Raw genomic sequence first — 12,856 nt, forward strand, 5'->3', positions numbered from 1 at the left:
GGAAAGATTTTTTTTTAAATTCTTTTAGGGGTTAGGCCTTTTTAATTAGACATATGTATATGAACCCCTTAATGACAGATATTGAATTCAGAGAACTGGCAACAAAATGTCAGGAAGGAATTGCTACTGAGGAAGAGCAAGCAGCTTTTGATGAAGCTTATCAGTTACTTCTTAATAGGCACCCTTCATGGGATACTGAGCGTATGGGTGAGAAAAATGCTTTGCGCGAAGAAATATACGAGGGGCTTGTTTCTCGTGTGAATAAGCATAAGGCAAATCATAAGGTATATTCGATAGCCCGATATATGTCGGCTGCAGCAGTTCTTATCATAGTCGGGGTCGCTGCTTACCTTTTTCTGAATAAATCAGACAGGAAGGAGCAGTCCCTTGCGGCCAAAATTGTTCCGGGAACAAATACTGCAACATTGACTTTGGGAGATGGCCGTAAGATCAATTTAAGTGATGCTGAAAATGGAGCTTTAGTTGAGCAAACTGGGATTCAAATTACCAAATCAGCTGATGGCCAATTATTATATAAAGTAGAAGGTACAGAGGAGGGAGTCGATCAGTCAAAAATCTCCTATAATACGGTGGAAACACCAAAAGGTGGACAGTATCAGATTATTTTGCCTGATGGGACTAAAGTATGGCTTAATGCGGCTTCTTCTTTGAAGTTTCCTTTATCTTTTGCGTCCTCGGTAGATCGTAAAGTTGAGTTGAATGGGGAGGCTTACTTTGAGGTGAGAAAAGATAAATCTCATCCATTTAAGGTAATCAATGAGGGCCAGGAAGTTGAAGTCCTAGGTACTCATTTTAATATCAATGGTTATAAAGATGAAGGCGCTATCAAAACCACCTTATTAGAAGGAAGCGTGAAAGTGAGCTCTACTTATGGAGTGAATTCTGAGGAGGTAATTATCAGATCCGGAGAGCAAGCCGTATTGACTAAACGTGGTATCGAGGTTGTTAAAAAGGATATTGAGCAGGTAGTCGACTGGAAGAATGGTGACTTTATATTCCAACAAGAGAGCCTGAAAGATGTGATGAGTAAAATCGGTAGATGGTACAATGTGAAAGTTGTTTACGATCAGGATGTAAATCAGAAATTGACTTTTAGCGGACAGATGTCGAGATCAAACAGCATTTTTGAAATCTTAAAAAGTCTGGAATCGACCGATGAGATAAAATTTGAAATAAAAGAATCAACAATAAAAGTGACAAATAAGGATTAAAGAGTAAAGAACAAAGAATCAACAAAAAAACTATATAACCTAACTAACCGAATTTTTAACCCTAACCAAGTTTAACTGCGAAAATGTTTTTGCTGGCAGCCTGTTGGTATAATAAAACATGCGTATGAGAAAAATTACTTAACCTTTATATGAAAGCATAACATAAATAAGCCAGGAGTGGTGGAACACTCCCGGCTAGCCATTTAATGTTATTTCATCATGCCCGAATGTAATCGGGAATTGCGTAAACAATTATTTAATGAAAACCGTGGGATGCCAAACTACTTCTCAGACAATTGGCATTCACGTCTTAAACTAAACCAAATGTATGAATTTTTACTTTAATAGCCTATGCAGGCCACGGGTCGGCGTAGCTAAAATTTTGCTGGTAATGAAATTGATTATTATACTATTAACAGCTGGGGTTTTGCAGGTTAGCGCCACTACCTATGGTCAGAGTGTTACATTGAAGACTAAGAAAGCCACCTTGGTAAGCATATTTAAAGAAATCCGAAAGCAAACCGGTTACGACTTTATTTATAGTGATCGAATGATGGAAAAAGCCGGACTTGTTGATTTAGATTTCAATAATGTCTCGGTAGAGGAAGCGTTGAAAAGGGCGTTTATGAATCAACCTTTTATATACGAAATGGAAAAGAAAATCATTGTCGTGAAGGCCATGCACACCGCTAACCAACAACAGCGTATCATTACAGGTAAAGTAACTGATGATAATGATGACGTTTTAGTTGGTGTATCAATAAAGAGCCAGAAAACGAATACGGTAACAAAAACTGATAAAAACGGGAAATACGCCATTAAAGTAGGTGACAATACCGATGTACTTACTTTTTCTTACATAGGATATGAACCAAGGACAATGAAAGTTTCAGATAAGGAAATTATAAACGTTCAGCTTAGATCAAGTGTGGGTAAACTAAATGACGTCGTGATTACAGGTACAGGTATTGATCGGAAAAAGGACAGTTTTACCGGGGCTTCAGCTACATTTTCAGGTGCAGAACTTAAACAAGTGGGTAATAATAATATAATCGCGAGTTTAAAAGCATTAGATCCTGCTTTTATTCAAATTGATAATGATCGAATGGGATCTAATCCTAATGCGTTACCTGTTATTGAACTTCGGGGTAAAACAACTGTTGAAGCTCTTTCTGTAAAAGACCAGTTTGGAACAGACCCTAACCAGCCTTTGTTCGTTTTGGATGGCTTTGAAACCACTTTGCAAACTATTATTGATTTGGATATGAATCGTGTTGCATCTGTAATTATCCTTAAGGATGCAGCCTCTACAGCATTATATGGCTCAAAAGCGGCAAACGGTGTTGTTGTAATTGAAACCATTAAGCCAAAGCCAGGCAAAGTGACCTTTTCTTACACTAATGATTTAAGAATCGAGGGACCGGATTTGTCGGTTTATAACATGATGAATGCTGCAGAAAAGCTTGAGTTTGAAAGACTTTCAGGAAGATATAAAATAGACGACGTCTTGGCGCAGATCGTGTTGGATTCGACCTATTACTCACATTTGGGGTATGTTGCCCGAGGAATAGACTCTTATTGGTTAGCTGAACCTGTTAGAAATATAATATCCCAGAATAATTCCATTATGGCAAGTGGCGGTGATGAGTCTTTGCGTTATGGTGTAGGGTTCAATTACAAATCTAATCCTGGTGTAATGAAGGGTTCTGGTCGTAATTCTTGGGGGACTAACGTAAACCTTCATTATAGAAAATCGAAAGTTAATATTACCAACTCACTGTCAATAGGTGGTGATTATAACACTGAATCACCTTATGGCAGTTACATTTCTTTCGTGAATACCAATCCTTATTACGAAAAGGATCCTACCAGATCCTTTTTAGATAAGCCAAAGGGGCACCAAACTTCTATCACTTTAACCGAAAGAACAGTTTCAAATCCACTATATAATGCCTCATTACCTTTTAAAAGCGAAGGACAAGCAATGACGCTTACGAACAATTTATCTGTTCAATATGATTTCCTTCCTAAATTTAGACTGAATGGAGGTTTTTCTGTATCAAAGGGAGCTTCGGAGTATGATGCCTTTACATCGCCTGATCATACAAGCTTTGCCAGTACAGAACCTATCCTGCGAGGTAAGTATACAAATTCTAAAACTAACAATTTTTCATATAGTGCAAATGCCCTTTTGTCATATGGTAATGTAATTGGGAAGCATTCAGTTACTATCAATCTTAGAGGCCAGCTAAGCAATAACCACTCCAATTCGGCAACTTTTATAGCACAGGGCTTTCCTGCAGAAATTAATCCTATTTTAAAATTTGCCTACGGTTATGAAAATTTTGGTGTGCCCAACAGTAGAAATTCCATTTTTCGAAGTCTAAACGGTACAGCATCAACTAACTACTCCTATGCTTCGCGTTATTTGTTCGACGCCTCTTACCGTGTAGATGGATCAAGCTCCTTTGGTAAAAATAATCCCTGGTCTCCATATTGGTCTACCGGTATAGGCTGGAACCTGCATAACGAAAGTTTTTTGAAAAATGTTGAAAGTATTAGCCAGCTTAAGTTTTTTAGTAATATTGGGGTAACCGGTAATCAATCCATGGGTGCCCCGCCTTCAAATACTGTTTATCAATATTTGAGGCGCTACAACCAGGCTGGACTGGGTATAAATGTTCTTCAATTGGGTAACCCTGACCTGTTGCCTCAAAAAACGACTCAAATAAGTAGCGGACTGGATCTTGGACTTTTTAACAATCGTTTGACAGTTAACGTAAATGTATATAGTAAGGTTACAAAAAATCAGCATGTTCCTATTGATTTACCAACCTCTACAGGTGTTTCAAGTTTTCAGTACACTGTGGGTACTTTAACTACAAAGGGTGCTGAATTTAGACTGAATTATGCAATAATTAGAAACACAGCAAAACGTATTGTTTGGAGAGTAAATGTGACGGGGTCTCGAAATGATGCCAGGTACGGAGGGTTTGGAGATGCATTAAAACAGCTGAATGCAAAGGAGATAAAAAATAAGACTTTAAATCGTTACGAAGATGGAGCTAGTCCTAATGATTTGTTTACCGTTATATCTTTGGGCATTGATCCGGCTACCGGTCGTGAAATGTTTTTAAGGGAAAATGGCGATCATACACTAGAGTATGATCAAGCACATCAACCTAAAGTTGGTAGCAATAGACCGTTTTTAGAAGGTGTTTTTTCAAATCAATTTAACTATAAAAATCTTTCGCTCTCATTAATGATGCGTTATAGGATCAAAGCTATGGTATACAATTCTGCTTTGTTACAAAAAGTCGAAAACATTGAATACAGTGATATTATCAACAATCAGGATAGACGTGCATTATATGATCGTTGGAAAAAACCTGGTGATGTTTCTCAATTCAAAAATATCTTTTTAGGTGATGGAACTGTAGTGACAACTCAATTGTCATCTCGCTTTCTTCAGGTCGAAAACAGCCTTTCATTTGAGTCAATCAATGTGAATTATACATTCGCAAATGCTAAATGGTTGAAGAGTTTCGGTGTTACAAATTTAAATCTTTCAGCTTATGCTAATGATATCTACCGCTTTTCAACTGTTAAACGTGAGCGTGGAACGGAGTATCCATACGCACGCTCAATATCATTCAGTTTAAGGGCTTCATTCTAAAATTAAAACGAATATGAAAAAAATGTATAGATATTTAATTGCTGCTATTGGCATTATAACTTCTCTTTCTGCTTGTTCGAAATTTTTGGACATACAGCCGGAAGATCAGCTTCTTGAAGACCAGGTTTTTACCTCAGCGAAAAATATTAAATTTTATTTAAATGGCATATATGTAGGCCTGGGTGGTAAAGAGTTATACGGTGAAAACTTAACCTTAACTGTTCCGGATGTACTTGCCCACCGTTATAATGTTTCTGTCGCTGACCACGCCTATATAAGGTATCATAGCCATACCTATACGGATGGAAATGTAGCCAACAAAATGGCCGAAATTTGGAAAGGTGCTTACCAATCCATTTTTAATGCTAATAGGTTGATGGATAATCTGGAGAAATCGCCAGGTATCATAGACGTCAAAACCGATTCTACCTACCGGGGCGAAGCATTAGCTATACGGGCTATGGTGCATTTTGATATATTGCGCTTATTCGGCCCTATGTATAATTCAGCTGATTCTACTTTGGAAAGTGTTCCTTATTGTACCCAGGGTTTTATTACGATCAATCCTTTTTTGCCTGCTAATGAAGTGATGAGCCATATTATGGCTGATTTAAGTAAGGCAGAAAGTTTGCTTTTTAAGGATCGGTCATTTAGTCAGGAGAAAAGATATAAATTCAATTACTATTCAGTAAAAGCCCTGCAAGCCCGGGTAAATCTATACAGGGGTAATAAGGCTGAAGCTTTAGCATGCGCAAAGGTGCTTATAGACAATGGGGCTAAATTTCCTTGGGTAAACCGTGATAATATTCTTTCGGATAAAGTAAATCCCGACAAAATTTTCTCAACAGAAGTGATTTTAGGTGTGAATAACGCTGACCTGGCCAAACGACAACAGGAAATTTTTGGTGCTCAAGTGCCTGATAAAAATATTTTGGCTCCACTTGATATTTATTTAACCAATCTGTATGCTCTAGATGATTTTAGATTTGGAAATGATCAGCTTTGGGGAAAATCAGCTACTAAAGCTTACAAAACGTTTTTAAAGTATACTGATGTTGATGACAAAACCAAGCCCTTCAGAAATACAGTTCCTTTGTTGAAACTTAGTGAAATGTATTATATAGCAGCCGAATGTGAGCCAGACCCAAATACCGCAGTGGGTTATTTAAATTTGGTTCGATATAATAGAAATTTAGCAGCTCCGGTTGCTGCTTCGCAGTTGACTGCTGAGCTACAGAAAGAGTACATAAGAGAGTTCTTTGGGGAAGGACAGTTGTGGTATTTTTATAAGCGGAAAAACGCAATTACGATTCCAAGAGGGACGGCTAATGCGACATCTATACCACCCACAACAGGTAATGAAACCTATAGTATGGGGACGGCGGCCACCATAAGGATTAAATATGTAGTTCCAATCCCAGACGTTGAAAAAAATAATCGTTAGTCAAGAAATCATGAATAAACTTATATATAAAATCGCAGTATTATTAATCTCAGTTTCATTGGTGTCATGTGAAAAGGGCTTGATGACATTTGATAATAAAAACGCTGATGTGTATTTCTCAGATGCCGGTAGGAATATTCCAGCGCTAGCATTCGACTCTACATACGTCTCGTTTTCTTATGCTCCTAAGACAATGGACTCTATAAAAAACATTGTTGTGGCTGTAACAGGGGGACTTGTGGATCATGATAGAGAATATCTATTGGAAGTAAGTCCCTTGTCCACTGCTATTTCTGGAATTCATTATGAGGCTCTGCCAGGTAAATTTGTAATCAAAAAGAACAAACTTTTGGATACGATCAAATTAAAAATAAAAAAAACTCCAGACATGAAAACCGAAAGTTTTATCATTCAGTTTAATTTGCTGACTAATGAAAACTTTGGCAATGTGTTTAAAACCAGAAAAATAACAGGTAAAACCATAAGTACCATTTCTACCAAGGTTAAGTTTGATGATATTATTAAAAAACCTGCATTATGGAATGATGCTTACTGGGGCACTTTTTCTCGTACAAAATTGTTTTTCATGTGTGAATTCCTGGAAATAGACCCTAAGTATTTGGATACAGGTAGTTCCATTGCATTAGCAGAGTTTAGCGTGTTTGGAAAAATAGTAAAACGTCGATTGGACGAGCTCAAAGCAGCCGGAACCCCGGTTTTAGAGGATAATGGTTCTGAAATGAAAATGGGGGCTAGTTCATAAAAAATATTTGCTTAATAATAAATTAGGAATGTTATGCTAAAAAAATATATATATATCTGCTTACTGGCAGCTGTTGCTTTATTTAACTATTCATGTAGTAAAAAAGATTTAGGCAACTATGAATACCACGATATTAATGAGGTTAAATTCCCTTCCGAATTAAATGGGAAGATAATTGTTCAAAATCTTACGCAGTTAACCATTAGTCCTAAAGTTTTATATACGCTGGATCCTGTTGCAGATTCAAGCCGTTATAAGTATGAATGGCAAATTGTGAATGGTAGTTTAATTACAATAGGCAAAACGAAAGACCTGGATTTGTTTGTGTCTATGCCTGCGAATACTTACCAATGCTACTATAGAATTACAGATAATGTTACGGGAATAAAATTCACCAAGAATTTTATCGTGGAAGTGAGAAACGAATTTAACGAGGGTTGGCTGTTAATGTGTGATGTAAATGGTAAAGCACGAGTTGATATGATTTCCAAAAATGCTACTAATCAATTTCTCGTGGTAAAGGATTTGTTGACAAAAACGAATTCCGGCCTTAAATTAACCGGAAAACCTAAATTGGTTTATGGCCTTACTGTTGGTAAGCTAAGTGGTTATGGTATTAATTCAGGAACTTACGCAATTTACATTGGAACCGATCAATATACGGATAGAGTAGATCAGGATATTTTTAAATGGGATCCTAAATTCAATGTAACAAAAGAAATTGTTGACCCTTCTTTAACTCCTGAAGATTTTGTAGTGGAGGCTATTCAACAGTTTCGCGTAACGCCCGAGGCCTACATGATAACTTCAAAGGGTAATGTTTATTATACTTGTCCTCCAACTGGGATAAAGTACAGTTTACCGCTTAATTACGATAATGCAAAATATTATAAAGTAGCGCCATTTATTGCAGCCTCAGAACAAACTCCAGTTAATACTACGTCCGCATTTTTTTATGATGTGGTCAACAGGCGTTTTTTACAGCATGGTAAAAATCTGTTTGCTCCGGCCTTAGAAGTTGTAGTAGATCCTAGCAATACACCTTCTAATCCTTTAAAGTTTTCTTATGAACATACTGGTAAAGATTTAGTATACATGGCTTATTCGGCAAAAGGAAATGAAGTGTATGCTGTGTTCAAGGATCTTGAAGGGTCTAAGCGTTATCTTGCTCGTTTTAATGCACAAAGTCAGGTACAAACAGATTTTAAAGAAATTTTAGCTGAAAATATTGATAAAGCAGAAAGTTTCGCAATGAGTCCTCTTTTTGGATATATTTATTACAATGTGGGTGGCAAACTGTATAAATATGATTACAATGTTATATCGCCAACACAAGCCTGGACCGTGGTAAAGGATTATGGCACTTCGAAAATTACTGCATTGAAATTCCAATATTATCAAAAAGCTAGTAAATATCCTTTTGCAGACAGACTGATGGTATGTAGTTATGACCCCGCACTTCCTGAAGGCGAAAATGGAAAAATTGAGCAGTTTAACCTGCTAAATGGTGGGGGATTAGGTTCGGCAGAATATACCTATTCAGGTTGCGGTAAAGTGAAAAGCTTACATTATAGAGAAAGATAGCATAAAATGGAAAAGCGGGAAGCAATTACTTCTGGCTTTTCTTCATTCGCATTTTAATCATGTCGGCTCCATCTGACAATTGAAAAACAAAAAAATAAATAGATGAACAAAATATTCGCAATTGCAGCCGTATTATGTGGTCTGGCAATATCTCCACCGACTTTTGCCGAAGATGGCGCTAAAACCGTTATCAAAGGACAGATGTCTTCACAGCAAGGAGGAGCTTCCCTTTTTATTGAAGGTTTTGGTTTGACTCAAAAGGGAAGAACCAATTATACAAATGGAAGTTTCATTATGGAAACGACCTTTAATGAACCCACATTTTGTATTTTGACTACAACTGATCCGATTGTAAAGGGATTTAATGTATACCTGAAACCGGGCGATGATATATTAATAACAGTAAAAGGCAATCAGGTTGTATTAAGTGGGAAGGGAAGTAAACTGAATCAGTTTCTCTTCGATATTATTAATAAATATAATTACAAGGATAAGCAGTATACCGCTAAAGAAGTATATACCAACCGTGTAAATGCGATCAACGCCTCTGCCGATGCGGAGGTAAAACTGAACAAAGCGGCTTTATTGGGGCATGCTCAGGGAGAATATCTCGACAAAGTATTTGGCCCTTACATGGAGTCAAAGGTTGCAGGCGAAGTTGATGAAATTAACAAAGCTAAGTTTGATGATTTTAACCTCAATTTAGTGCCGGAAATTGTAAGCTATTACAACTGGTTTAAAACGATTAACGAGATCATGTATGCTAAAATGGAGGCCGGTAAGCTTACAGTACGCAATTCAAACACATGGATTGCCGATTTTGCCAAAACCATAGGAAACCAGGAATTAAGGGAAGCTTATGTTGTTAAGCTCGTTGACTTTGCTTTAATGGAAGAAGATGTTTTTAAAGTAAAGAATTATGCTAAAGAAGCGATGCCATTATTGAAGGACCCGTCAAATATTTCAAAAATAAATGCGATTACCGGCAGAGTTGATAAACTGACTCGTTATAACAATGCTGTTCCGGGGACTGATTTTAGTCAGGCCACTTTCCTAAAACCAGATGGTACCAAGGCGAAAATCAGTGATTATAAAGGAAGGTATATTTTAATTGATATCTGGAGCACCTGGTGTCATCCATGCGTTGCTGAAATGCCTTTTCTTAAAAAATTAGAACATGAAATGGAGGGGAAGGATGTTGTCTTCTTATCACTTAATGGAGATGTTAAAGAAGAATATTGGCAAAACTTTATGAAAAAAAGAAACCTGACTGGGAATCAGATAAAAATGGAAAAAGGGCTTAAGGATGATCCGTTTTTTTATCAAATAGGTGTAACGGGAATTCCTCGCTTTGCAATCATAGATAAAGAAGGGAAAATGGTGAATGCGAAATGTTGCCAGCGTCCATCTAACCCTGTTTTGAAAGTTTACCTGAACGAATTACTAAGCAAATAATTTAAAAGAAATATGAAGAAAATATTAATGCTCGCGGCCTTGCTGTTGACAAAAGCTTCTTTTGCCCAGATGAGCGAAATCCGTGGGGTAATGAAAAATGGTACGCAAAAGGATATTTCGCTTTTTAGCGTTGTGGATGGAAAACCGGAATTAATGGCCAACACTCAATTGGGTGAAGATGGTTCATTCGGGTTTTTATTTACACCTGCAAATGAGGGATTTTATGCTGTGGGGTACGCAAGGATGGAAAAAGGATCCTTATTTCCATTGTACATGAAAAAAGGTGACAAGTCTGAAATTGCTATTGATAAAAGAAGAATGCAGTTTGTTGGAAAGCAGACTCCCGAAAACACGGTACTTTCTTCATGGACTAATCTGACTCAGGAATTAAAAGTTAAATCGATATATTTTATGGAGTCTCCATTAAGTACGTATCATGATTTCTTCCCTGAATTGACTAAAGTTGCTGCACAAACTGACGCGTTTAGGAAGACCATCAAAACGAAGAATGAAAATTTCAACCGTTTGATGACTTCAGTAACTTATTTCGATATGGATTATTATGCCATGCATTTCGTTCGTACTCCACGTAAGGAGCATCCTAAGAAAGAAGATTACCCGTCTTATTACAAGACCATTATTGCTGAAAATAAGTTCAAAAATGATGATGTATTGTCGACTTTGTTTGGTGAGTTTTTAATGAATGACTATGCAGATTATGCGGTAAAAGGAAATATTCAGGATCGATTGAAATTGTTTTCTACTGACAGACAAAAAGGAGTATACACCTTATTTAAGATGATACCTCATACACAGAACTACCCTCAGTATGAAGGATTGGTTAAAAATTTTGGCCAATACTTTGCCTCGCCAAGTTTGAAGAAAAGGGTAGAAGAACTAGGTGCTAAATTATATATCACTACAGCTGGCGGTAATGCTGTTGATTTCACTTTCCCTGACCAGAATGGTAAAATGGTTTCATTAAGTGATTTTAAAGGTAAAGTAGTAGTGATGGATATTTGGGCAACCTGGTGCAATCCATGCACAAAGGAGATTCCTTATCTAAAAAAGTTAGAGGAAGAATTTCATGGTAAGGATGTGGTCTTCATCAGCCTCGGAGTAGATGAGTTAAAAGATAAGGACAAATGGTCGAAGTATGTAGAAAATCAAAAGCTGACAGGTGTACAGTTATATGCCGGCGGATTTGTAAATAAAGTAACCGATTTCTATAAAATTGAAACCATTCCTCGTTTTATTGTAATTGATAAAAATGGAAAACTATTAAATCCTAACTCACCTCGTCCGTCTGACCCAAAATTAAAAGCATTGCTTGAAGGAGAATTAGCTAAAGCTAAATAATCATGAAAAAGATAATATTTGTTTTAACTGGTTTACTGTTTAGTCTTTGCGCTTCGGCGCAAATGACTCAAATTTGGGGAACAGTAAAATCTGAAGGCTTTAATGATAAGGATATTACCCTTTATGAAATCAAGGATGGGGAAACCAAAGAAATTACAAAGACCAATTTGGCTGAGGATGGTTCTTTTGGTTTCATGTTTAATCCTGCTCAGGAAGGATTCTATGCTATTGGTTGGAGTGAATTTGTAAGAGGAAAATTTCCGGTCTATCTAAAAAAGGGTGATAAGGCAGAGGTTGCGATCAACAACAGAATAATCGATTTTATTGGTAAGCAATCTCCAGAGAATGCCGTTTTATACAAATGGGCTAAGATGACGGAATCCATTAGGTATAATTCCTTCCACTCCATGCAACAGCATACTGAATTCTTTCCTGCGTTAGCTGAATTAGCCACAAAAGCGGGAATATTCAAAAAAACTATCCAAACTAAAAATGCCGTATTCAATGAATCAATGAGACAAATTGTTGGATATGATTTGGACTTATATGCATTGAACTTTCTTGCACTTCCCAGAGGAGTATTCTTGAAAAAAGAAGATTTATCACCTTTTTACAAAACCATTGTTGATCCAAAAAAATTCAATACAGATGGTGTATTGGGAATGCTCAATGGAAAACGCTTTTTAGATTTGTATGGAAATTTTGCGATGCCAGGTCGCGTGCCAATTAATCAAAAAATAACGGTATTCAATAACGATGCCATAAAAGGTGCCTGTATTTTAGGCGATTCTCAAAGCATAAGGGGGCTTAATAATTATGCAGCATATCAGAACTTTATGGATAAATACAGTAAGTATTTCCAAAGCCCTTATCAGAAATCAACTGTAGAAGACTTAGGTCTCAAACTATATAACAAGGAAACCGGGCCAAAACCAGCACTCAATTTTACCTATCCTGATCAAAACGGTAAAATGGTATCGTTGACTGATTTTAAAGGTAAAGTAGTAGTGGTAGATGTATGGGCAACATGGTGTGCGCCTTGTAAACAACAAATTCCTTACCTGAAAAAAATGGAAGAGGCTTTTAAAGGTAAAGATGTAGTCTTTATGTCTGTATCGGTGGACTACGAAAAGGATAAGAAAGCATGGCTTCAGATGCTAAAGGAATTGGATTTGCATGGTGTACAATTATTTGCCAGCGGTTGGAGTAAAATTGCTAAGGACTATGCCATCTCTTCGATCCCCAGGTTTATGGTGTTCGACAAAAATGGTAACGTAGTATCTGTTGACGCCCCGCGTCCTTCGGATCCTAAATTAACGGAAATGGTTAATAAAGAACTTTAA

At 36.9% G+C, this 12,856-nt stretch carries 8 protein-coding genes; all 8 read left to right on the forward strand.

The window, feature by feature from the left end:
* Positions 1-59 precede the first annotated feature (59 nt).
* The 8 genes from B9A18_RS10860 (at position 60) to B9A18_RS10895 (ending at position 12,856) form a co-directional block, all read left to right on the forward strand.
* A complete protein-coding gene (locus tag B9A18_RS10860) occupies positions 60-1,232 on the forward strand; it encodes a FecR family protein (RefSeq protein ID WP_159452633.1) in 1,173 nt (390 codons plus the stop codon).
* A gap of 391 nt (positions 1,233-1,623) precedes the next feature.
* On the forward strand, positions 1,624-4,908 hold the full coding sequence (locus tag B9A18_RS10865; protein WP_159452634.1) for a SusC/RagA family TonB-linked outer membrane protein: 3,285 nt from the start codon (positions 1,624-1,626) through the stop codon (positions 4,906-4,908).
* Between the two features lie 22 nt (positions 4,909-4,930).
* Positions 4,931-6,352 carry a RagB/SusD family nutrient uptake outer membrane protein gene (locus B9A18_RS10870; protein ID WP_235005295.1) on the forward strand — a complete coding sequence of 474 codons (1,422 nt, stop codon included), beginning with the start codon at positions 4,931-4,933 and terminating at the stop codon, positions 6,350-6,352.
* 10 nt (positions 6,353-6,362) lie between these two features.
* Positions 6,363-7,115 carry a DUF4843 domain-containing protein gene (locus B9A18_RS10875; RefSeq protein ID WP_144009462.1) on the forward strand — a complete coding sequence of 251 codons (753 nt, stop codon included), beginning with the start codon at positions 6,363-6,365 and terminating at the stop codon, positions 7,113-7,115.
* A 33-nt stretch (positions 7,116-7,148) separates the two neighbouring features.
* The gene (locus B9A18_RS10880; RefSeq protein WP_084289316.1) at positions 7,149-8,699 is read left to right on the forward strand and encodes a PKD-like family lipoprotein; all 1,551 of its coding nucleotides are present in this window, start codon (positions 7,149-7,151) and stop codon (positions 8,697-8,699) included.
* 102 nt (positions 8,700-8,801) lie between these two features.
* A complete protein-coding gene (locus tag B9A18_RS10885; protein ID WP_084289317.1) occupies positions 8,802-10,154 on the forward strand; it encodes a TlpA family protein disulfide reductase in 1,353 nt (450 codons plus the stop codon).
* Positions 10,155-10,166: 12 nt separating this feature from the next.
* Positions 10,167-11,513 (forward strand): TlpA family protein disulfide reductase, encoded by a 1,347-nt coding sequence (locus B9A18_RS10890; RefSeq protein WP_084289318.1) that lies wholly within the window; start codon positions 10,167-10,169, stop codon positions 11,511-11,513.
* Positions 11,514-11,515: 2 nt separating this feature from the next.
* Entirely contained in the window at positions 11,516-12,856 is a 1,341-nt protein-coding gene (locus tag B9A18_RS10895) for a TlpA family protein disulfide reductase (protein WP_084289319.1), read from the forward strand.

Origin of the sequence: Pedobacter nyackensis (assembly GCF_900176505.1) — a bacterium.
Classification (GTDB): domain Bacteria; phylum Bacteroidota; class Bacteroidia; order Sphingobacteriales; family Sphingobacteriaceae; genus Pedobacter; species Pedobacter nyackensis.